The sequence below is a fragment of the Micromonospora chaiyaphumensis genome, assembly GCF_900091435.1.
Lineage (GTDB): Bacteria > Actinomycetota > Actinomycetes > Mycobacteriales > Micromonosporaceae > Micromonospora > Micromonospora chaiyaphumensis.
On record NZ_FMCS01000001.1, the window covers coordinates 1,087,062 to 1,109,479 of the forward strand.

At 75.2% G+C, this 22,418-nt stretch carries 16 protein-coding genes; 7 read left to right on the plus strand and 9 right to left on the minus strand.

The annotated features are described in order from the left end of the window. The first annotated feature begins 2 nt into the window (after window positions 1–2). Together GA0070214_RS05120 and GA0070214_RS05125 are read left to right on the plus strand one after the other, a co-directional pair. Window positions 3–1,157, plus strand: a complete 1,155-nt coding sequence (locus tag GA0070214_RS05120) for a DUF58 domain-containing protein (RefSeq protein ID WP_091259453.1) — start codon at window positions 3–5, stop codon at window positions 1,155–1,157. Further along, window positions 1,133–3,454, plus strand: a complete 2,322-nt coding sequence (locus GA0070214_RS05125; protein WP_091259455.1) for a transglutaminaseTgpA domain-containing protein — start codon at window positions 1,133–1,135, stop codon at window positions 3,452–3,454. The genes GA0070214_RS05120 and GA0070214_RS05125 overlap by 25 nt, the downstream gene beginning before the upstream one ends. Before the next feature lie 15 nt (window positions 3,455–3,469). Here the strand turns inward: GA0070214_RS05125 and GA0070214_RS05130 are convergent, their stop codons facing one another. After that, window positions 3,470–4,270: an SDR family oxidoreductase gene (locus GA0070214_RS05130; RefSeq protein WP_091259456.1), complete on the minus strand. Its 801-nt coding sequence runs from the start codon at window positions 4,268–4,270 to the stop codon at window positions 3,470–3,472. 1 nt (window position 4,271) lies between these two features. Continuing rightward, complete coding sequence (locus GA0070214_RS05135; protein WP_091259458.1) at window positions 4,272–5,252, minus strand: LLM class F420-dependent oxidoreductase; 981 nt, start codon at window positions 5,250–5,252, stop codon at window positions 4,272–4,274. A gap of 188 nt (window positions 5,253–5,440) precedes the next feature. Here GA0070214_RS05135 and GA0070214_RS05140 point away from each other — a divergent pair, with 188 nt between their 5' ends. Both GA0070214_RS05140 and GA0070214_RS05145 read left to right on the plus strand, forming a co-directional pair. Further along, complete coding sequence (locus GA0070214_RS05140; protein WP_091259920.1) at window positions 5,441–6,676, plus strand: low temperature requirement protein A; 1,236 nt, start codon at window positions 5,441–5,443, stop codon at window positions 6,674–6,676. 53 nt (window positions 6,677–6,729) lie between these two features. Further along, on the plus strand, window positions 6,730–7,581 hold the full coding sequence (locus GA0070214_RS05145; RefSeq protein WP_091259460.1) for a DUF1028 domain-containing protein: 852 nt from the start codon (window positions 6,730–6,732) through the stop codon (window positions 7,579–7,581). A gap of 10 nt (window positions 7,582–7,591) precedes the next feature. On the opposite strand, the gene GA0070214_RS05150 is transcribed toward GA0070214_RS05145, so the two are convergent. Beyond that, complete coding sequence (locus GA0070214_RS05150) at window positions 7,592–8,260, minus strand: maleylpyruvate isomerase N-terminal domain-containing protein (protein WP_091259462.1); 669 nt, start codon at window positions 8,258–8,260, stop codon at window positions 7,592–7,594. Window positions 8,261–8,368: 108 nt separating this feature from the next. Between GA0070214_RS05150 and GA0070214_RS05155 the strand changes: the two genes are divergently transcribed. Continuing rightward, complete coding sequence (locus GA0070214_RS05155) at window positions 8,369–8,821, plus strand: YbhB/YbcL family Raf kinase inhibitor-like protein (protein ID WP_091259464.1); 453 nt, start codon at window positions 8,369–8,371, stop codon at window positions 8,819–8,821. A gap of 34 nt (window positions 8,822–8,855) precedes the next feature. Here GA0070214_RS05155 and GA0070214_RS05160 read toward each other — a convergent pair whose 3' ends face one another. Further along, window positions 8,856–9,743, minus strand: coding sequence for a phosphatase PAP2 family protein (locus tag GA0070214_RS05160; protein ID WP_208602638.1), 888 nt, complete (start codon window positions 9,741–9,743; stop codon window positions 8,856–8,858). An 84-nt stretch (window positions 9,744–9,827) separates the two neighbouring features. Between GA0070214_RS05160 and GA0070214_RS05165 the strand changes: the two genes are divergently transcribed. Continuing rightward, on the plus strand, window positions 9,828–10,511 hold the full coding sequence (locus tag GA0070214_RS05165; RefSeq protein ID WP_091259465.1) for a DUF3159 domain-containing protein: 684 nt from the start codon (window positions 9,828–9,830) through the stop codon (window positions 10,509–10,511). 288 nt (window positions 10,512–10,799) lie between these two features. Here the strand turns inward: GA0070214_RS05165 and GA0070214_RS05170 are convergent, their stop codons facing one another. After that, window positions 10,800–13,697, minus strand: coding sequence for a glycoside hydrolase family 48 protein (locus GA0070214_RS05170; RefSeq protein WP_208602664.1), 2,898 nt, complete (start codon window positions 13,695–13,697; stop codon window positions 10,800–10,802). A gap of 851 nt (window positions 13,698–14,548) precedes the next feature. Between GA0070214_RS05170 and GA0070214_RS05175 the strand changes: the two genes are divergently transcribed. Then, window positions 14,549–16,042 (plus strand): GH1 family beta-glucosidase, encoded by a 1,494-nt coding sequence (locus GA0070214_RS05175; RefSeq protein WP_091259469.1) that lies wholly within the window; start codon window positions 14,549–14,551, stop codon window positions 16,040–16,042. Window positions 16,043–16,094: 52 nt separating this feature from the next. Here GA0070214_RS05175 and GA0070214_RS05180 read toward each other — a convergent pair whose 3' ends face one another. From GA0070214_RS05180 to GA0070214_RS05195, 4 genes are all read right to left on the minus strand, one after another. Further along, window positions 16,095–16,517, minus strand: a complete 423-nt coding sequence (locus tag GA0070214_RS05180; RefSeq protein ID WP_091259471.1) for a roadblock/LC7 domain-containing protein — start codon at window positions 16,515–16,517, stop codon at window positions 16,095–16,097. Next, window positions 16,514–19,120: a sensor histidine kinase gene (locus GA0070214_RS05185; RefSeq protein WP_091259472.1), complete on the minus strand. Its 2,607-nt coding sequence runs from the start codon at window positions 19,118–19,120 to the stop codon at window positions 16,514–16,516. Before GA0070214_RS05185 ends, GA0070214_RS05180 begins: the two co-directional genes overlap by 4 nt. Window positions 19,121–19,145: 25 nt before the next feature. After that, entirely contained in the window at window positions 19,146–20,525 is a 1,380-nt protein-coding gene (gene tnpB, locus GA0070214_RS05190) for an IS607 family element RNA-guided endonuclease TnpB (RefSeq protein WP_091259474.1), read from the minus strand. Between the two features lie 267 nt (window positions 20,526–20,792). Beyond that, window positions 20,793–22,196: an FGGY family carbohydrate kinase gene (locus tag GA0070214_RS05195; protein ID WP_091259476.1), complete on the minus strand. Its 1,404-nt coding sequence runs from the start codon at window positions 22,194–22,196 to the stop codon at window positions 20,793–20,795. Window positions 22,197–22,418: the final 222 nt, after the last annotated feature.

The window sequence follows — 22,418 nt, forward strand, 5'->3', positions numbered from 1 at the left end:
CGGTGGGGATCACCGCCCGGGGTGTCGGGCTGCTCGTGGCCGCCGTCGTGCTGCTCGGCGTGGGCTTCCGGTACGCGTACCCGGAGCTGGCCGTGCTCGGCGCGGCGGCCGGCGTCGCGGTCGGGTACGCCCTGGTCACGGCGGCCTGGCGGCCCCGGCTGACGGTGCAGCGGGTGGCCGACCCGGACCGGGTGGCCCGGGGTGAGCCGGCGGCCATGGTGCTGACCGTGCGCAACACCGGCCGGCTGCGGGCGGCGAACCTGGTGGCGGAGGACCGGTGCGGCGGCCGGCTGGTGCCGGTGCCGTTGCTGCGGCTGCGTCCCGGGCGGGACACCGAGTTGCGTTACCCGGTGCCGACCCGGCGGCGCGGGGTGGTGCCGGTGGGGCCGCTGCGGGTGACCCGGCGCGACCCGCTGGGGCTGGTGGCGCTGGCCCGCGCGTACGGGGATCCGGTGCCGGTGTGGGTGCACCCGCGCATCCACCCGCTGTCGGCGGTGCCGACGGGCGCCGGCCGGAGCCTGGACGGGCGCACCGACAGCGTGCCGCACGGCTCGATCACCTTCGACTCGCTGCGGGAGTACGTGGTCGGGGACGAGCTGCGCCGGGTGCACTGGCGGACCAGCGCCCGGGTGGGCGAGCTGATGGTGCGGGAGAACGTGGACACCAGCCTGCCCCGGCTCGTGGTGGTGCTGGACAACCGGGCGGCCGCCCACCCGGACCGGTCCGGCGGGGTGGCCGAGTCGTTCGAGTCGGGGTGCGAGGCGGCGGCGTCGGTGGTGGCCGCCGCGACCCGGGAGGACCTACCGGTGAGCCTGCTGCTGGTCGCTCCGCCCGTCGACGAGCCGGCCGAGGCGCACGGGCCGCTGGACCGGCTGGCCGCGGCGGAGCTGGCCGACGGTGGGGAGGACGTGCTGCGTACCGCGCTGGGCCGGCTGCGGCAGGAGCGGCTCGGCGACACGCTGGTCTTCCTCACCGGGCCGGGCGCCCGCGGCGACCTGGGGCACGTGGGCGCGGTGCGCCGCGCGTACCCGTCGGTGGTGGTCGGGATGTTCGGGGCGGCGGAGCCGACGGCGGCCGGCGCGGCGGGCCTCGTGGTGGTGGACGCGGCCGACGGCGCCGAGTTCGCCGCCGAGTGGGACGGGATCCGCCGGTGGTGACCGTGACCCCGCCGCGCCCGGCGGTCGAGGCGCCGGCCGGGCCGGCCGGTGGCGGTCCGGGTGCCGTGGCGCGGGTGCTGCGGGCCGTGCCGGTGCCGCTGGCGCTGATCGTCATGATCGCCCTGGGCGGGGTGGTGCTCGGCCGGGTCTACGCGGACCCGCTGCTGACCCGCTTGACGGCCGGCGCGGCGGTCGGCTCGGTGCTGGTCAGCGTGGCCGCCCGGCGGCTGCCGTCCTGGCTGGTGGCGCCGCTGTCGGTGGCCGCCCTGGCCGGCTGGGCACTGCTGTCGCTGCGGCTGGCGGCCGCCCACGCGGCGGTGCCCGGCGGCCTCGGCGAGGTGGCGGCGGACGCCGCCCGCAACGCGATCCCCCGGCTGCTCACCGCGATGATCCCGGTGGAGCCGGCCCCGGACACCGTGCTGGTCCCGGTGGTGGCCGCCTGGCTGGCCGGGCTGGCCGCCGCCGAGGTGGCGCTGCGAGCCGGCCGGGTGCTGCTCGGCTACCTTCCGCCGGTGCTGCTCTACGCCGGCGCGCTCTACGTGGTCGGGCCGAACGCGGGTCCGGCGGTCGGGCCCACGGTGCTGTTCGCGGCGGTCGCCGCCGTGGGGCTGGCGGTACCCGGCGGGCGTCCCGGCCCGGCTGGCGCCGACCCGGTGGCGGGCCTGGCCCCGGCGGTGCGCGCGGCGGTGCGGCTGCGGCTGCTCGCGGCCGGCACGGCCGGTGTGGCGGTGGTGGTGGCCCTCGCGGCGCTGCTCGCCCCGGTGGTGGCCGGCCAGGTCGACGACCGCCCGGTCGACCCGCGCCGCTACGTCGAGCCGCCGCAGGTGGAGTCGCTGGACGAGAACCCGCTGATCCGGATCTCCGGGTGGGCGCTGAACCCGGACCAGAAGCTGCTCGACGTGCGCACCGAGGGAGGCGCGGCGGACGGCGCGCCCCCGCGGATCCGGCTGGCGGTGCTCAGCGACTACGACGGGGTGACCTGGCGGGTCGGTGCCACGTACCGCAACGCGGGGCGGATCCTGCCGGCCGCCGAGCCGGTGCCGGGCACCACCACCGACCCGGTGCGCCAGGAGATCACCGTGGCCGACCTGACCGGGCGGCTGCTGCCCGCGGTGCCGACCCCGCGCGAGGTGACCGGCGCGCGGGTGGCGTACGACCCGGAGACCGGGACGCTGATCCGGCCGGAGGGGCTGGCGCCGGGGCTGCGGTACACGGTCGCCTCGGCCCAGGAGCGGCCGGACCTGAACCTGGTCAGCACGGCGAACGTGCCGGCCGGCGACGCGGTGGCCCGGGTGCTCCGCGTGGCCGACGGCGCGCCGGAGCAGGTGCGCCGGCTGGCCACCCAGCTCGCCGAGGAGAACGGCGCCCCGTACGCCCGGGCGGCCGCGATCGCGGACTTCCTGGCCGAGCACTACCGGGTGACCGCGGACGCGCCGAGCGGGCACGCGTACCCGAACCTGGCGTTCTTCCTGTTCGGGCCGCGCAACGGCGGTGGGCAGCGCGGCACGTCCGAGCAGTTCGCGGCGGCGTTCGCGGTGCTGGGCCGGCTGGCCGGCCTGCCCACCCGGGTGGTGGTCGGCTTCGAGCCGAAGGCCGACGGGCCGGTCCGGGCGGCGGACGCCTTCGCGTGGCCGGAGGTGCTGTTCGAGGGCGTCGGCTGGGTGCCGTTCGACCCGATGCCACGCCCGGACGAGGAGCCGCGCCCCGTGGAGGAGGACTTCCGGCCGAAGCCGGAGGACCCGCCCCCGTCCGAGGTGCCCGCGCCGACCGTCGAACCCACGGCCACGCCGCCGGCGGCCGCCGGCCCCGACCGCCGCGGCGGCCAGGCCGGATTGGGTACGCCGGTGCTGGTCGGCGGCGGCGTGGGCGGCCTGGTGCTGCTGGTCGCGGTGCTGCTGCTGGTGCTGGCCGTGCTGCGCCGCAACCTGAGCCGCGGCCGGTTGATCCACGGTGACCCGGGCCGCCGGATCGCGGGCGCCTGGCGGGAGCTGACCGACGCGTTGCGGCTGGCCGGCCACCCGGTCGGCGCGGACCTGGCGGCCGCGGAGGTCGCCGACCGGGCCCGCCGCACCCTCGCCGAGGCGCAGGCCGGGCAGGCGCCGGTGGCTGTCGAGGTGGCCGAACTGGCCGGCCTGCTCAACCAGGTGGCGTTCGCCCCCGGCACGGCCACGCCGGCCCAGGGCGACCGGGCGGCGGTCGTGGCCACCGCCTACGTCACCGCTCTGCGGGCCACCCGCTCGCGCTGGCATCGTCTCCTGTGGACCGTCCACCCCGGCCCCCTGCGCTGGCGCCGCTGACCGCGCCCGCCGCACCTACTGGTCGGCCGCGCGCAGCTTGCGGACGAGTTTGCGCAGCCCGGCCTGCCAGCCGTCGGGGTCCTCGGCGCGGCGGCGGGCGTAGGCGGCCACCTCCGGGTGCGGCAGGATGAGGAACCGCTCCTCGGCCAGCCCCGCGATGGTGGCGTCGGCGACCTGTTCGGGGGTGAGCACCGCGCCGGAGGCGGCGATCACCCGGGCGCCCAGGTGCCCCTCGGCCAGTCCCCCGGCGAGCATCGGGGTGTCCACGCCCTGCGGGCAGAGCGCGCTGACCCGGACGCCGGCGTCCCGGTAGGTGATGGCGAGCCACTCGGCGAGGCCCACCGCGGCGTGCTTCGTCGCGGTGTACGGGGCGTCGCCCACCGCGGTCAGCACCCCTGCGGCCGAGCAGGTGAAGAGCAGGTAGCCCTGGCCGCGGCGGAGCATCGCCGGCAGCGCCGCCCGGGCACTGTGCACGTGCCCCAGCACGTTGACCCGCCAGGCGCGGTCCCAGTCGGCGTCGGGCGCCTCCACTCCCCCGCCGGTGGCCACCCCGGCGTTGGCGCAGAACAGGTCGATCCGGCCATAGCGGCGCTCGGTCTCGTCGACCAGCGCCCGCACCTGCGCCTCGTCGGTGACGTCGAGCCCGACGCCGTGCGCCACCGGGCCGATGCCCTCGGCCACCGCGCGCGCCGCCCCGGCATCCAGGTCGGCCAGGACGACGGCGGCCGCGCCCTCGGCGGCGAACCGGCGGCCGAGCGCCGCCCCGATGCCGCCGGCCCCGCCGGTGATCACGGCCACGCGGTCGGTCAGGTTCATCTCAGCCCGCCTCCCCTCCGGTCACGCCGAGCCGCGGGATCAGCCCCGCCCAGGCGGTCGCGCCGCCGGCGGTCAGCTCCGGGGTGGGCAGCAGCGCCAGCACCGGCACGTCCACGCCGTTGTCCACGTAAAGGCGGGCCCGGGCGGCGCACTCCTCGGGCGTGCCGTGCAGGATCAGCGCGTCGACCACCTCGTCGGGCACCGCCGCCGAGGCGCCCCGCCGGTCGCCGGCCGCCCACGCCTCCCACATGGGACCGAGGCTGTCCTGCCGCCCGAGCCAGCGGTGGAAGGCCGCGTACGCCGGCACGGTGAGGTAGCCGGTGATCAGCCGGCGGCCCAGCGCCCGGGCGTAGGTGGCGTCCTCGGTGGGGCACACGAAGATCCGGGCGGCGACCTCGAAGCCGGGGCGGCGTTCGCCCAGCTCGGCCAGGGCGGTCGGCACGTCGTCGGCGGCCAGCCAGTTGAGGATCACGCCGTCGGCCTCGGCGGCGGCGAGCCGCAGCATGCCGGGGCGCAGCGCGGCCAGCAGCACCGGCGGCGGCACGGCCGGCGGGCGTTCCAGGGTGAACCGCCGGACGGTGAAGGTGTCGTAGACCTCGTCGACGGTCTCGCCGCGCAGCGCCGCGCGCAGGAAGCGCAGCACGTCACGGGTGCGTTTGAACGGCTCGTCGAAGCGCACCGCGTTCCAGTCCCGGACGAGCACCGGCGAGGAGGCGCCGATGCCCAGCGCGAAGCGGCCCGGCGCGGCCTCGGCGAGGGCGGCGGCGCTCATGGCGAGCAGCCCCGGCCCCCGGGTGAAGACCGGGGCGATCGCGGTGCCGAGGCGCAGCCGCGGTTGCCAGGCGGCGGCGAGCGCCAGCGGGGTGAACGCGTCGGTCCCGGCGACCTCCGACGACCAGACGTCGGTGAAGCCGGCCCGGTCGAGCGCCGCGTAGACCGCGGCGTGGTCGGCGAGCGTGACGCCGGCCAGCGGCACGGTCATGCCCCATCGATTCGTCACCGGTCGATCGTGCCCGGTCGCCGTCGCCCGGGGCAAGATCCTGACCGGCGGCTCCCGCTCGCGGCGCGACGCGCGGAGCCACAGGGGTGACGCGTGCGCGAGGCGGGCGTTGCCGCCCGCAAAGGGTGCTACGACTGCCAGATGGGGTGGACCGGGCTCGGGAGGCGGCGGTGAGGATTCCGGAGCCGGCCGCCCTGCTCCCCTCGCGGAGCGGCCCGAACCGGGCGACGTTCCTGGAGCTCTTCTTCGACCTGGTGTTCGTCTTCGCGCTGACCCGGATCTCCGCCCGCGCCTTCGAGGACCTGGCGCTGGAGGGGGGCAAGACCGGCTGGACGGCGGTGACCGGGGGCGGAAAGACGCTGCTGCTGCTCCTCGCGCTCTGGGCGGTCTGGCAGGGCACCGCCTGGACCACGAGCCGCTACGACCCGTACCACATCTGGCTCCAGGTCATCGTGGTCATCGCGCTGGTGGGCAGCATGGTGATGGGGGTGGCCATCCCCCGCGCCTTCAGCTCCACGGGGCTGGCGTTCGCCCTCGCGTACGTGGTGGTGCAGGTCAGCCGGCCGGGGATCCTGCTGTTGACCCTGGGCCGGATCCAGCACCGCCAGCTGAAGCTGCGCATGCTGATCACCTTCAGCGTGACCGGGGTCCTCTGGGTGACCGGCGCCCTGCTGCCGACCGACCCACGGGTGACGCTCTGGACGCTGGCGCTCCTGCTGGAATACCTGGCGTCCCGGTTCGGCTGGCCCGTCCCGGGGCTGGGCCGCTCGACCGTCTCCCGCTGGGACATCCACGGCGAGCACCTGGCCGAGCGCTACCAGCAGTTCTTCCTCGTCGCTCTCGGCGAGAGCATCCTCATCGCCGGGCTGGCGTACAGCCGGGCCCCGGACAGCGGCACTCGCACCGTCGCCTTCGCCGCCGCGCTGCTCACCTCGGTGCTGCTCTGGCGGATCTACGTGCAGCGGGCCGGGCAGATCCTGGGCGAGGCCGTGACCCGGGCCGCACACCCGGCCACCATCGGCCGCTCCGCCGCCGACACCCACCTCCTCATGGTGATCGGCGTGGTGTCCAGCGCGATCGGCTACGAGCTGGTCAACGAGCACCCCACCGGCCACAACCAGGTCGGGTGGCTCGCCATGATCCTCGGCGGCCCGGCGTTCTTCCTGCTGGGGCGGGCGCGCTTCGAGTACGAGGTGTTCGGCCGGGTGTCCCCGTCGCGCTGGGTGGCCGTCCTCGTCCTGGTGGTGCTCATGCCGGTGCTCAAGCCCGTGTGGTCGCTGACCGCGGCCTTCGCCACGCCGTTGGTCGCGGCGTTCGCCGCCCCGCTGGTGCTGCTCGGGGTGGCGATCGCCGACGCCCGCCGCGCCTGGGGCCGCCCGCCCGAGGAGGCCGCCCCGCCGTTCTGACCACGGTCCGGTCGGGGACCGCCGACACCCGCGCCCGGCGCTACGATCCGCGGGTGACCTTCTCGATCGTCGCCCGCTCCGCCGACGGCCTCGTGCACGGCATCGCCGTGGCCAGCAAGTTCCTCGCCGCCGGGGCGCTGGTGCCGGCCGCCGAGGCGGAGGTCGGCGCGCTCGCCAGCCAGGCCCACGCCAACCTGGCGTACCGCGCGCAGGGGCTCACCATGCTGCGCACCGGCGTGCCCGCGGCGGACGTGGTGGCCGGCCTGATCGCCGCCGACCCGGGGCGCGACGACCGGCAGCTGGGCGTGGTCGGGGCCACCGGCGACGGCGCCACCTGGACGGGGCCGCGCTGCCACCCGTGGGCGGGCGGCCAGTCCGGGGACGGCTGGGCGGCACAGGGCAACATCCTGGCCGGCCCCGAGGTCATCGACGCGCTGCGGGACACCTGGCTCGGCCGGGCCGACCTGCCGTTCCCGCAGCGGCTGCTGGCCGCCCTCGTCGCCGGCGACCGGGCCGGCGGCGACCGGCGGGGCCGGCAGAGCGCCGCCCTGTTCGTCGTGCAGCGGCACGGCGGCTACGCCGGCACCGGCGACGAGCTGGTCGACCTGCGGGTCGACGACCACCGCGACCCGGTCGGCGAGCTGGGGCGCCTGCTCGACATCCACACCCTGCTCTTCGGCAAGCCCGACCCGGCCACCCTGCTCGATCTCACCGGCCCGGTCGCCGACGAGGTCGCGGCGCTGCTGGCCGCCGCCGGCCACCCGGTCGGCGCCGCCGGGCTGGAGGAGGCGCTCGACGCCTGGGCCGGCGTCGAGAACCTGGAGGAGCGCATCGTCCCCGGCCGCATCGACCCGGTCGTCCTGGACCACCTGCGGCGCACCACCGCGCCGGCCACCGGCGGCTGACCGGCGGCGGTCAGCCGCCGAAGGAGAGCCAGCGGAAACCGGTCCGGTCCAGCACCGCCCGCTCCGCATCGGTCAGCGGCACCCGCCCGGTGGCCTTGCGCACCAGGGTGAGCGCGTCCCAGCCGAGGTCGACGGGGACGGGCCCGTCAGTGAGCAGGTCGGCCACCACGGCCGCCGCCGCCGGGGTCAGCCAGGGCCGCCGGTCCAGCGCGTCGGCCAGGTCCAGGCCGTGCACCGCGACCTCCACCACCCGGGTACGCAGGAACTCCGTCAGCGCCATCGCGTCGCCGTGCCGGGTGCGCACCACCCGCCCCGGCGGCGCGGCGGCCACCGCCGCGTCGGCGGCCCGCCAGGCCCGCGCGAAGCCCTCCGCCACCTCGGGTACGCCGGGCAGCTCCCGCGCATCCCGCCGGGCCCCGTCGATCCGGTCCCGGTCGACCTCGGGCGCGAACTTGGCCGCGCCGAAGTAGCCGGCCGCGTCCACCTCGGCGCGCTCGGGGGCCGGCGCGGCGAGCATGCCGACCAGCCGGCCGGCGCCGGTGCGTACGTGTGCCAGCAGGTCCCGGACCGCCCAGGGCGGGCAGGGCGTGGGCCGGTCCAGGTCCGCCGCGTCGAGGTCGCGCAGCACCCCTTCCAGCCGTGCGCACTCGTCGCGGAACGCCGCCCGTACCGTGTCCATCCGTCCGTCCTCCCCCGTCCGGTCCGTACCCGTCCGGCCAGCCTGCCACTGCCGTTTCGTCGCCCGGCCGCCGGGTACGCGCCGGTGGACGAGGAGAGGGGGCGCCCAATGGCCGGCATCATGCTGCGCAGCACCGCGTTCACCGACCACGACCTGCTGCCCGGGCGGTTCGCCAAGGACGGCGACAACGTGTCACCGCCGTTGCAGTGGTCGGACGTGCCGGACTCCACCGAGGAGCTGGTCCTGCTCGTCGAGGACCCGGACGCGGGCAAGGAGCCGTTCCTGCACTGGCTGGTCACGGGGATCTCCCCGCAGACCGGCGAGGTGCCCGAGGGCGGAGTGCCGCCGGGCGGCCGGGAGTGGCCGAACAGCTTCGGCGAGACCGGCTGGAGCGGGCCGCTGCCGCCACGGGGTGAGGAGGCACACCGCTACTTCTTCCGCCTCTACGCGCTGAACCGGCCGCTGGACCTGTCCGGCGCGCCGCAGGCCACCGAGGTGCACCGCGCGCTCAAGGGCCGGGAGATCGCCAGCGGCACCACGATCGGCACCTACTACCGCTGACCCGCTCCGGGGACCGGCCGGTGATCCCGGCCGGTCAGCCCTTCCAGCGGGGCACGAGGCGGTGCACCGTCGCGAGCACCAGCGCGGACACCACGGCGATCGTGCCCGCGATGCCGGCCGCGCTGCCCGCGTACCCGATGAAGAGCGGGCGGCGGGTGAGCTCCTCGACGGGGACGGTGGACCGGTCGACCAGCCAGGACAGGGCGAGCGCGGAGACGACCAGGGCGACGACGCCGCCGAGGCCGAGCACGGCGGCGGCGACCCGGTGCGCGTCGGCCCGGGAGACCACGGCCTGTTCCCGCTGGAAGAACAGCAGCACCAGCCCGGCGACGGCGGCCCAGGCGCCGACCACGAGGTAGGCGGCGACGGCGTCGCTGGGCCGGTGCCAGCCGGCGGAGAGGGTGGCCACCCCGGCGGCGGCCGCGTAGCCGGCGCCCAGGAACGCGCCGGCCGCGCGCAGCTTCGGCGGCAGCACCAGGATCAGCGCGACGGCGACGGACGCGGCCACGGCGGTGTGCCCGCTGGGCAGGCTGTTGCCGGCCGCGGCCCGTTCCGGGTCGATGCCGAAGTCGGGGCGGTCCAGGTAGCGCTTGAGCAGTTGGGTGCTGACGTTGGCGCCGGCGATGAGCAGGGTGGCGGTGACCGCGAGCGCCTTCCGGCCGCGGATCAGCGCGATGAAGCCGATCATGGCGGTGGCCGCCAGCAGCGACACCACCGACATGGCGTTGAGGATGCGGTTGACCGGGCCGTCGATGCGGTCCTGGCCGATGCGGTTGCCGGTCAGCGCCACGGTGTCCAGCCACTGGCCGAGCTGGGTGTGCACGGCGAAGCGCCACACCACCAGAAACGCGGCCGTCTGGGCCAGGGCCAGCACGACCAACCAGACCGCCGTCCAACCCCTTGCCGTCTCGCGCACCCGCACAACTTAGCGGTCGTCCGGCGCCGGCGCTCGTCGGAGCACCACGGCTTCCGCGTAGGTTGGGGACGCGACGGGAGGGGGTGGCGCGTGACCAGCACGCCGGAGCGGGAACGGCCGTCCGGGGAGCGGCCCGAGTCGCTGGCCGACCTGCTCGGTGGCCGGCGCGGGGCCGTGGACGCGACGGTGCCGCCGGTGGCGTTCGCGGTCGGCTGGCTGGCCGCCGGGCTGTGGGGCGGGGTGGTCGCCGCGGTGCTGGCCGGGGCGGCGGTGGCGGGCTGGCGGTGGCGGCGCGGGGACCGGCCGCGCTCGGTGCTGATCGGGCTGCTCGCCGTCTGCGTGGCCGCGCTCGTCGCGCTGCGGACCGGGCGGGCCACCGACTTCTTCCTGCTGCAACTGGTCTCCAACGCGGCGAGCGCGCTGGCCTGGATCGTCAGCATCGTGGTGCGCTGGCCGCTGCTCGGCGTCGTGGTGGGCGCGGCCCTCGGCCAGCGCGGCCGGTGGCGGCGCGACCCGGCGCTGCTGCGGGCGTACGGGCGGGGCAGTTGGGTGTGGGCGGCCACCTACGTGCTGCGGGTGGCGGTGTTCGTGCCGCTGTGGCTCGGCGGGCAGGTGGTCGGGCTGGTGGTGGCCCGGGTGGCGCTGACCTGGCCGCTGGTCGCGGCGGCGCTGGCGGTGAGCTGGGTGGTGATCCGGCGCTCGCTCCCGGCGGATCATCCGGGGCTGCGGCATCCGGTGGCGCCGTCCGATGCGGACGCGGCCCCGGCACAGTAAAAGAGAGGCCGCCACGGGGGGAGCGGCCTCTCCGGAGAAGTACGTTACTCCGTCCGCGGCGACGGTGTGATCCCGTGGAGCGCCGATTTTCCCGGGCTTTTTCGCGGCAAGTTCGTCTCCGGGCGGATGGGTGGGCCGGTCCGTCCGCTGCGTCGGCCGGACGGCCGGCCCACCCGGCCTGACCGTGGGCGTCAGGCCGCCCGCCGACCGGGCCGCTCCGTTCCCCCTTCGGCCCGGGTCGGCCTCCTGCGCGGGCGGGCCGGGCCCGCCCGCGCAGGAGTGGTCACCTCACCCCGCCGGGAAGTAGGTGCCGTAGTCGGCGTACGCCATGGCGACGTCCGCCTGGGCCCAGAACCGGTGGTAGTTGAAGACCGGCTCCGCGCCGCCGTTGAGGTACGCCTGCACCTTCGGCCAGTCCGGGTCGTTCTTGTAGAACGAGCGGATGTCCAGGAAGCTCTTGCCGGCGGCGATGGCGTCGCCGTTGGGCATCTTCCCGGTCCAGCCGGAGGGGATGTAGAGGCCCTGACCGTCGGCGGCGTTGTAGACGTCGTCGAAGCGCTTGTAGTCGCCGCGCTTCTCCGGCATCGAGACGCCCTTGGTGTCGGCGGCGGCCGACAGCGCGTCGAGCAGCCCCTTGGCGGTGGTCTTCGCCGCCGCGTTGCCGGACTTCGCCGCGTACGCGATGAGGGTCCGGGCGTAGGCGGCGGCGACGCCGACGTCCTGGCCCTTCACGGTGACCTCGACGTGCAGGTTGGTGTTCGGCTGCGGGCTCGTCGGGTTCCAGTTGGCGGGCTGGCCGGTCCACTTCATGTCCGAGGGGATCGACCAGTTGGCACCCAGCGTGGTGTTGGCGATGGCCCACGGCACCCACTTGTCGAGCAGCGCCTTGGCCTTGGCGTTGCCGGTCTGCAGGTACAGCTCGGCGATCCGCTGCATCGACCAGGCCTGCATGCCGAACCACTGGTTGGACGGCGGGTCGTTGTAGACCGGGTCGATGTCGTAGAACATGCCGTAGAAGGTGGCGGTGCCGGCGGGCGGCTGGGCGTAGCTGCCGTCCCAGCTGTTGGTGGCGCCGCCGGCGATGCCGCCCTCGGCGGACTGGAGCCAGGTGTAGAACTCCAGCTGCCGGTCGAGGCTCTTCTGCCAGTCGGAGACCGCGGTCGGCGACTTGGGCTTGAGCTCGTCGACGGTGGTCATGGCCCAGGCCGCGAACGGGTTCTGGTAGCCGAAGTGGTTGTGGCTGGAGCCGATCCGCCACGACCAGTTCTGCGACGTGTCGTAGGCGCCGCCCCAGGCGTAGTACCAGGAGAGCAGGTAGTGCGCCGAGTCGCGGCCGCTGCCGGCCGGGCAGGTGGACGCGCCGACGCAGTTGCCGATCTTCTTGAAGTACTTGTCGAACATGGCGTAGCGCAGGTAGTCGCCCATCTTGGCGGCCTTCGCCACGGTGGCCGCGACGTCGGCCTCCCGGCCCTGCGCCTTGGCCCAGGTCAGCGCCCAGTACGCGGCCTGCACGGCGCGGGCGTCGGCGTCCGGCGCGTTGGTGTACTTCCACTGCTTGGCCGGTGCGCTGGACTCCTTGACGAACAGGTCGAGGTAGCCGTACTGGCCGCCGTGCTTGAAGGTGTCGCAGGAGGGCTGCGGCACGGTCTCCCAGACCGACTCCTGGGTGCCCCGCTGGAAGGTGTTGATGTAGGCCGGGCGGGTGGTGCCGTCGCCGCAGCGGCCGTAGCCGTAGGTGTTGTCGACGTCCAGCAGCCAGTGCATGCCGTAGATGTCGCCGGTGCCGTAGGTGGACTGGAGTTCGTTGCGCAGCGGGTCCTGGCCGACCGGCACGTTCGGCTCCAGCGCCGACGGGTACTGGCTGGGCAGGTTGTGCTCGGCGGCGTACTGGGGGGTGCCCGGGGCGCCGGCCGTCGGCTGGTCGGCGTGCGACGGGATGATGTACTTCTCCATCACGGTCCAGGCGTTGTTGAACGGGGCCCAGTTCTGGGTGACCCGGCCGTACTGGGCCTCCAGCCAGAGCCAGAAGCTGAACGCCTCCGAGGTGGTCTCGTGGCCGTGGTCGGGCGCCTCGACGATGAGCGTCTCCACGGAGTGGTACGGCACGCCCTCGGGGCTGAAGTAGCCCGAGTTCTTGATCTTTCCGTACTGGTCGAGGAACTTCTTGAGGTACGCGTTGTCCCCGCCCGGGGTGTCGTTGTCGACCTCGGTGGCGGTGACCGCGACGGGTGCGAAGCCGGTGGCCGAGGCGGTGATCGTGGCCGTGCCGCCCGCGGTGTCGGCGTCCTCCGCCGCCGCGACGGTGGCGGTGACCCCGGTGTTCCAGTTGCTCGGGGTCAGGGTCAGCGTCGTGGGCGACACGGTCACGTCGCTGTCGCCGGTGACGGCGAGGCTCACCGGGACGTTGGCGGTCGGCGCGGCGCTGAGGGTGAACTTCACCGGGGCGGTGCCGCCCTCGGTGACGCTCACCGCCGACGGCGTGGCCACCAGCACCGGGCCGGAGGCCGGGTTGACCGTGAAGGACTTCTCGGCGACGGCGGTGGCGTTCGCGTTGTCGTACGCCTTGGCCTGGACGGTGTAGCTGCCGGCGGGCAGGTCCTCCAGGGTGTAGCCGTACGGGGCGGTGGTGTCGGTGTTGACCAGCAGGCCGTTGCGGTAGAACTCGACCTTGGCGATGGTGCCGTCCGGGTCGGCGGCGGTGGCGGTCAGCGGCACGTCGGCCGGCGCCTCGAACGGGCCGCTCGGCAGGCCGAGCGAGACGGTCGGCGGCTGGTTGGTGGGCGCGCCGTTGCAGGCGACCCCGTTGAGGGTGAAGGCCGTCGGCTTCGGGTTGCTGCCGGTGTGGGCGCCGTTGAAGCCGATGGTGGTGGACGCGCCGGTGGGCAGGCTGCCGTTCCACGACTCGTTGGTCGCGGTCACCTCGCTGCCGGACTGGCTCCACCGGGCCGACCAGCCCTGGACGAGCCGCTGGCCGCTGTTGGGGAAGGCGAACTTGAGCGACCAGTTGCTGAGGGCGTCGCCCAGGTTCTTGATGGTGACGTTGGCCGTGAAGCCGTTGTTCCAGTCACTGGTCACATAGGTCACGTCGCAGGCCGGGGCGGCCTGCGCGGCGCCCGCCGGCAGGGCCACCCCGCCGATGGCGAGGGCGGTGGCGGCGACCATCGCCGTCCGGCGACGTCTGGCCATGAGTCTCATGTGCGCGGTGTCTCCTCGGACCGGGCCGGGACGCGGGGCCCCGGCGGGGCGCCTCCACGCGACGGCGTGCGTACGCGGGGGGACGGAGGCGCCCGGAAAGGTGGTCGACCCGGCCGTGCCGGGGATCGGGGCGCCGCACCGGTGTCACCGGGTGCCCTCGGCGGCCCTCACTCGCGCGAGCTGGCTCCGCGTGGTGGTGGAGAGTGTGCCATGGAAGCGCTCCCACCACAACGGTCAGGGCAGACACCCACGTCGATGTTTCGATCTCGTTTTGGGGCTTTCACAAAGCCGTGACGGGCGTTACAGTCGCAAGCATCGCCGATGGGAGCGCTTCCATCGACGGAGATCCACGTAAGAGATCGCCGGGGCCTCGCGCTCCCGGCGCGTCAGCCCCGGGGCTGACGGCGGGCCAGCCCGGACGCCGCCGTCAGCCATCACCCACCGACATGGAGGGAGGTGGAACCAGAGCCACTCGCGTGGCCCGGCTCCCGCGCGACACGCACGACCGGACGCCAATTCCCACTCGTGCGTGTGTGCATCACAGGTGGGGACGGGGGTTGCCCTCCCCCGTCCCCACACTAAACCCCCGTTGTCGACGGGAAAAGAGGCCGACGGGACAGGCGCGACGCGCCGCCCGGACGGCCTCCTTCGCTATCCGCCCCACCCTTTCGCCGCTCGCCCCGTTCCCGAGCGACAACCCGCCCACCCCACACCTCCGGCCGCCCGCCGGCCGGGCCGCGACCCTGCCGCGACCCGCCCTCGGGACGCGGCCGGCCGCGCCTGGCCTATGCTGGGAGCGCTCCCGGCCCCCAGGGCGGCCAGTCACTCCGAGGAGAACGCCCATGTCGCTACTCACCAGACGGCGCCTGCTCCGCCGTGCCGCCCTCTCCGCGACCGCCGCCGGCGCCGACCGGGCCGGGCTGGCCGGCGCCGCCGCGGCCGGTACCGCCGCGTCCGCCACCACCGTCGCCGGCTGCGACGGCACGCCCGATCCCGACGGCGACGCGGACCCCGACGGCGCGCTGCGCTTCCCGCCCGGCTTCGGCTGGGGCGCGGCCACCTCGGCGTACCAGATCGAGGGCGCGGCCAAGGAGGACGGGCGGGGCGAGTCCGTCTGGGACACCTTCAGCCACACGCCGGGGCGCACCCGCAACGGCGACACCGGCGACGTCGCGGCCGACCACTACCACCGGTACGCCCAGGACCTCGACCTGATGCGCGACCTCGGCCTGCGCAGCTACCGGTTCTCCATCTCCTGGCCCCGGATCCAGGCCGACGGGTCCGGGCGGCCCAACCAGCGCGGCCTGGACTTCTACCGGCGGCTGGTGGACGGGCTGCACGAGCGCGGCATCGCGCCCATGGCCACCCTGTTCCACTGGGACCTGCCCCAGGCCCTCCAGGACACCGGCGGCTGGGAGAACCGCGACACCGCCGAGCGCTTCGGCGACTACGCCGACGCGGTGTTCCGCGCCCTCGGCGACCGGGTCCCCGTCTGGCTGACCGTCAACGAGCCCAAGACCGTGGTGCAGAACGGCTACCTCGGGGGGCACCACGCCCCCGGCCGGCAGGACCCGGCGGCGGCGTACCTGGTCGCCCACCACCTCCAGCTGGCCCACGGCCTCGCCGTCCGCGCGCTGCGCGCCGCCGGCGTCGAGGGGCGGATCGGCCCGGCGCTGAACCTGCACCCCTGCTACCCCGCTGACGAGACCGCCGAGGCGGCCGCCGCGACCCGGCTGTACGACGGCTACGAGAACCGGCTCTACCTCGACTCGATCTTCAAGGGCGCGTACCCCGAGGACGTGCTGGCCGACCTGGGCGCGGAGAGCCGGATGGTCCGCGGCGTGCGCGACGGCGACCTGAAGATCATTTCCAGCCCGGTCGACCTGCTGGCGGTGCAGTACTACACGCCGATCTACGTGACCGGGCAGGGCGGCACGGTCCGCCGCTGGCCCACGTCCGAGGCGGAGTGGCAGCAGATCTATCCGGAGGGGATGTACGACATCCTGACCCGGGTCACCCGCGACTACGGCCGGGTGCCGATCACGATCACGGAGAACGGCCTGCCCTGCCCGGACACCCTCGCCACGGACGGCACGGTCGACGACACGGCCCGGATCACCTTCCTCCGCGACCACTTCGCGGCCGCCCACCGGGCGATCCGGGACGGGGTGCCGCTGGAGAGCTACCACGTCTGGTCACTGCTGGACAACTTCGAGTGGGCCGAGGGGTACGAGCAGCGCTGGGGCCTGGTCTACGTCGACTACCCGACCCAGCGGCGGGTGCTCAAGAGCAGCGCCCACTGGTACCGCGACGTGATCCGCCGCAACGGCCTCTGAGGCGGGCCGGCCCGGCCGGCGCGACGCCGGCCGGGCCGGGCCGCAGCCCGGATCAGCGGGGCAGCGCCTGCTGGAGTTCCGCCCGCAGCGCCGGGGTGAGCATCTCGCCGGCCTGCTTGGCCAGCCGCGCCATCTCGTAGCCGACCACGCCGATGTCGGCGTCCGCACCGGCCAGCGTGGCCAGGATCGAGCCGTCCCGGATCTGCATGACCAGGAAGTAGCCCCGGCCCATCTCGACCACGGTCTGCTTGACGACGTCGCCGTCGAACATCTGGGCCGCGCCGGCGGTGATGCTCATGAGGCCCGAGGTCACCGCCGCGAGCTTGTCCGCGTGGTCGCGGGGCAGGTGCGCGGAGATCGCCACGAGCAGCCCGTCGGTGGAGACCACCACCGCGTGCGCCACCCCCGGCACCCGCTCCGCGAACGCATTCACCAGCCAGCTCAGGTCCCGTGCCTCCTGGCTCAACGTCGTCACTGTCGTCGTCCCCCTTCATCGCGCGGCAGGTACATCTCGGTGGTCTCCTCGGCCTCCGCCCGCCGTACCCCGCTGTAGTAGCGGGACAGCATGCCGCCGACCGCCTCCGGGTCCGGCTCGTGACGCGGCGGCCGGTCCGCGGCCGCGGGCTGATTGACCGCGGTGAGCTGGGCCATCGGTACGCGGACCGGCAGGCCTCGCTCGTTGGTGCCTCCGGTGACCGGCGTCGCGGCCGGCGGCGGTGTCACACCGAGCACCGCGCCCGACGGCCCCTGGCGGCTGAACCAGCCGCCGCCGGCCGGCGACCCGGCCGCCGGGGCGAGCACGTCCTCGGCGCGGCCCGGCACCGGGCGTGGCCTCGGCACGGTCGACCCGGGCGTACGGCGCGCCGCCTCGGTAGCGGGCGGCGCCCCGCCGAGCGGAAGCCCCGTCAACGGCGACACCGGCAGCTCCGCCGGTGGCGCCGGCGGGCGGCGCCCGGCCACCGGCAGCTCGGCGGTCGCCGTGGCGAGCGGGCCGGCGCCGGGCGCCAGGCGGGACGCGGCGGCCACCTGGCTGGTCAGCATCCGGGGCGCGGCCGGCTGGTCCAGCCCGGGCGCGGGCGCCGGGGCCAGCAGCTCGGCCGGGATCCCGATCCGGGCCACCACGCCGTCCTGGCCGCCCCGCAGCCGCACCCGCACGCCGTGCCGGGCGCCCAGGTGGCTCACCACGAACAGGCCCATCCGCTCGGAGGCGGCCACGTCGGCCGCCGGCGGCTCGGCCAGCACCTCGTTCGCCTCGGCCAGCGCGGCCGGGCTCATCCCGAGCCCCTGGTCGACGATCTCCACGAACGCGCCCGGGCCGTCCGCTCCGGCGACGACCCGCACCACGGTGTCCGGCCGGGAGAAGGCCGTGGCGTTCTCCAGCAGCTCGGCGAAGAGGTGCACCAGGTCGCCCACCGCGTGCCCGACGACGTGCAGGTCGGACCGGGAGTCGTGGCGGACCCGCTGGTACTGCTCGATCTCGGCGCTGGCCGCGAGCAGCACCGCGCCGAGGCCGACCGGCCGGTTCCACCGGCGGCTGGACTCGGTGCCCGCGAGCACCAGCAGGCTCTCGTCGTTGCGGCGCATCCGGGCCGCGAGGTGGTCGAGCTTGAACAGGTTCTCCAGCTGGTCCGGGTCGCTCTCCTCGCGTTCCAGCTCGTCGAGGAGTTCGAGCTGCCGCTCGACCAGCACCTGGCTGCGTCGCGCCAGGTTGACGAACATGGCGTTGACGTTGCGCCGCATCATCGCCTGCTCGACCGCGACGTCGACGGCACTGCGGTGCACCGCCACGAACGCCTCGGCCAGCTCGCCGATCTCGTCCTGCGAGTCGACCACCGCGGGCGGCACGTCGATGGTGCCCACCGGGCGGTCGACCGCGCGCAGCCGGTCCAGGGTGTGCGGCAGCTCCACCTGCGCGATGCGCAGCGCCTGGCCGCGCAGCTGCCGCATCGACCGGGCCACCGACCGGCCGACCAGCAGCGAGATGAGCACGGCCACCAGGAGCACGCCGACGATGCCGCCGACCACCAGCAGGGTGTCCCGCAGCTGCCGGGCGCTGGCGTCGTCGGCCTGGCGTACGGCGTCGTCGAGGACGGCGGACTCCAGCTGGCGGAACAGCTCCTGCCGCTGCTCGCTGGCCGCCCACCACTGCGTCGCCGGCAGCACCGCCGGCTCGGCGGTCCCGCTGGGCAGGGTCTGCTCCTCCAGCCGGGCGGCCGAGACGAACGCCGGGTCCACCGAGGTCTCGTCGTAGCGGCGGACCTGGTCGGCCGTCGCGGCGACCCGGAACGCGCCCAGCGCGGTGAGCTGCTGGGCACGCAGGTCGGTCAGGTTGACCTGGTCGTCCACCTCGTAGCGGCCGGCCCGGGCGGCGGCGTAGAGCTCGGCCCGGATCCGGGAGGACAGCTCCTTGACCCGGGAGAGCTGCACGTACCGCAGCACCGCGTCGGTCAGCGCCCGCTGGTCGTCGCCGGGCGACGGCTCGGCCAGCAGGTTGAGCAGGGCGGCGATGGCCCGGTGATAGTTGCTCAGCACGGTGTCGCTGGACAGCACCGCCGGTGGCACGGCGGCGCGGATGTAGACGACCTGGTCGTACGCCTCCAGCACCTCCGAGTAGGCCACCCGCCAGGCGGCGTCGGCGTCGGCGAGGGGCTCGGCCGCGGCGCGCAGGTCGGTCATCGCCCGGTCGGAGGCGTCCTGGAGCGGCTTGAGCGCGGCGACCGCCGCGTCCCGGTCGGCGCTGCCGCCGGCCTTGCGCAGCGCCGCCAGCTCGCCGGCGGAGCGGTCCCGCTCCTGCTGGAGCCGGTCCACCGCGGTGCTGATCTGCCGGCCGATGCCGACCTGCTGCGCGAAGTCGCTCAGCGCGGTGGTCTGCCCGACGAGCCCCCGGGTCTGCACCCCGGCGAGCACGAGGAACGCCACCGAGGGCAACACGAGCACGGTGGCGAGCTTCGTGCCCATCCGCCAGTCCCGCAACCGGAAGCGCGAGCGCCGCCGCCGGTGCGGCGTCACCCGGTCGTCGGACGGGCTCCGGCGCGGCTGCGGCACGGCATCGCGAGCCGGGTCGGGACCTGCGCCCACACTCTCCTCCTCGGTCCGTTACTTCTCAGTGCGCTTCAGCGAGCACACGATCAGCAGTCTCGCCTTGCGGCGGGACGGTTCCGGTCTGACCCGCATGCGCGGGGCCGGGTTGACGCTTCACAGCCACCAGCCCTGCGGGCAAGGTCTTACGGTCGGCTCCACGTCCTGCCACCGGGCCACTCCCGGCAGGGTCGTACTCGGTCGCGAGCGCGGCCAGGTTACGTGCGGCGTTGAGGTCCCGATCGAGGACCATGCCGCACTCCTGACATCGGTATTCACGCTCGGACAGGGCCAGCTTGGTTTTCACCGCGCCACAGTCCGAGCAGGTCTTCGAGGACGGATACCAGCGGTCGGCGACGACAAGCTGCCCACCGTTCCACTCGGTCTTGTAGGCCAACTGCCGGCGGAGTTCACCGAGGCTGGCGTCAGCGATGTGCCGTGCCAGCCGACGGTTACGCAGCATCCCAGTGACGTTGAGGTCTTCCACCACGACCGTGCCGTGCTCGCGAGCGAGGCGGGTGGTCAGCTTGTGCAGGCCGTCGCGGCGCAGGTTCGCGATACGAGCGTGAGCGCGGCCGAGGCGGGCAGAGGCGCGCCGCCACCGGTTCGACGGCTGCTGCCCGGTCCTACGGTCGGGGCCCGTCCTGCGGGACAGTGCCCGACCCAGCCGGCGCAGCCGTTGCTGCGCGTCGACCAGATGGCGGGGGTTGGGCACCATCTCGCCAGTGGACAGCACGGCAAGGTGCTTGACGCCAACATCGACACCGACCACCGAGGCGGGCCGGGCCGGCGCACGGTCAGCCCGCTCGACCTGGACGGTGAAGGAGACATGCCATCGTTCGCCGTCACGCCGGACGGATGCGGACATGATGCGGGCGGTGCCGTTGTCGATGCGGCGGGCCAACTTCCGGGCGGACTCGTGTAGCTTCAACGGTCCCAGGCGGGGCAACACCACATGCTTACGGTCCGGCTCCACCCGGATCGCGCCTGTCGTGAACCGCACGGACGGCGTCGTGCGACGGCGGGACTTGAACCGGGGGAACCTGACCGTGCGGCCGGCCCGCTGGCCGCCGCGGGAGTCCGACCAGTTTTTCAAGGCGCGGGCGAGCGCGTCGAGGCCGGTGTTGAACGCTTCCTTCGAGCACTCCCGCCACCACGGCGCGACGTCTTCCTTGGCGGCATTCCACGCCTTGCGCAGCGCGGGCAGCGACCAGCCGAGCCCCGGGGTCAGCAGTTCGTCGGACACACCGTAGGTGCGCTCGGCGGCACGCTGCGCCATGACGGCTTTCACCCGCGCCAGTGCCCAGTTATGGGCAACCCGAGCAGCCCCGGCATGCGCCAGCACCGCCCGCTCCTGCGACGGGGTGAGGTCAAGGGCGTACCGGTACGCCTGCAACGTCCTCACGCCGGCCCGTGCTTCGTGACGGCGGCGATCGCTCGACCGGCACGGTCGGCCGCAACGCGCCGACCGAACAGTCGGGCGCACAGCGACGGCTGGACACCCGTCACGTCGCGGCCCAATTCGTCGTCAACCCCTCAAAAACACCAAGATGGCCCGGCAGCGCTCACTGCTGACCGCCCCCTCGGCCATAACGCCATGGGGAGCGGAAGTCCATCCAACCAGGCCGGCGGGCGGTGTCAAACGGACCGGCCAGCCGCACGAGCAGGAAGGTCAGCGCGGGGGGCGGGCGGCTACGGTGTTCGGCGCGTCCCGGTCGTCCGTCCGGCCGATGCCGCCCACGTGCGCCGCCTCGGCGATGCGGCCGAGCGCCACCAGCGCGGCCCCGGTGGCCCCGATCTCCGGGTTGCGCTGGTGGCGCACCGGACGCGGGGCCAGCGCCTCGACGAAGGCGGCCCGCCACCAGGCCGAGGCGGCCATCGCGCCGCCGCCGAGCACCACCTCGGCCGGCTCGCCCACCCCGGCCTCCAGCAGCGCGAGATCCTGGGCGACCAGCCCGCACATCTCGGTCATGAGCACGGCGAGGATGTCGACGGCCGTGGTGCCGAAGCTCAGGCCGCGCAGCTCCCCGGAGCCGGCCGGGGTGACCCCGGGCGGCCGGTCCCCGCCCAGCCGGGGGTTGGCCCGCAGGGTGCGGCTCGCACCGGCCCGGGCCAGCGCCGCCTCCAGCTCGGCGCCGGGGGGCAGCCGCAGCTCCCGGGCCGCCCAGGCGAACAGGTTCCCGCCGCTGGAGTACGCGGCCCCGGTCACCACGTGCTCGTGGTCCACCCGGTAGCGCCAGAGCTGTTCGGGCAGCGGCGGCAGCTCCGCACCGGCCGGCACGGCCTGGAGCAGGCGTACCGCGGCCGAGGTGCCGACGGTGATCGCGGCGCGGGACGGGTCGACGCAGCCGGAGCCCACGTTGGACGCCGCGCCGTCGCCGACCGGGGCGGCCCAGCGGGCGTCGGTGAGCTGCGGCCAGCGCTGGGCGTACTCGACACGGAGCCGGCCGCGCCACCGCTGCGGGGCCAGCGCCGGCAGGTCCTCGGGGCGGACTCCGGCCAGCTCGCACGCCTCGGCGTCCCACTCCAGCCGGCGCAGGTCGAGCAGCCCGGTGCCGGAGGCCATCGACACGGACATCGGCGCCTCGTCGAGCAGCACGCCGAGGGCGTACTCGACCAGCCCGCCGAAGCGGGTGACCGGGGTGCCGCAGTGCTCCCGCAGCCAGGGCAGCCGCATCGTCCAGTAGCAGCGGTGCCACCAGGCGCCGGTGCGCGCGTGGAAGGCGTCCGGATCGGCCGGCCCGCCGGCCCCGGGAAGGGCCTCCGGCCGGGTGTCCATCCAGGTGAGCACCGGGCCGAGGGGCGCGCCGTCGGCGCTCAGCGGCAGCACCGAGTGCCACTGGGCCGAGGTGGCGACCAGCTCGACGTCGCGCAGGTGCCCGCCGGCGGCCAGCTCGTCCAGGCACTCCATGAGGCAGGCCAGGTAGCGGGGGCCGTCCAGGGTGCCGCTGCCGTCGTCCCCGGTCACCAGGTGCACCTTCCGCCGGGCCAGCGCGCCGGGGCGCGGAACGGCGTCCGCGTCCAGCACGAGCCCGCGCACCGAGGAGGTGCCCAGGTCCAGAGCGAGAATGTCCATCGCGGGTCAACCTACCCGCCGCGAGCGGCGGCGAAGCCAAGATCCGCGGGGCCGGCGCGGCGATCGGGTTCCGCGGCACGGCCCGCTCGCGTACAGTGATCGCCATGCCCGCGCACCTGACCTGCTGGTGGCCCGCCGACCCGGCGGCCCATCCCCGCGCGTAGCTTCCCCACGCGGCCGCCCGACGAGGCGGCCGCCGGTCTCTCCCGGCACTCCGGGTCG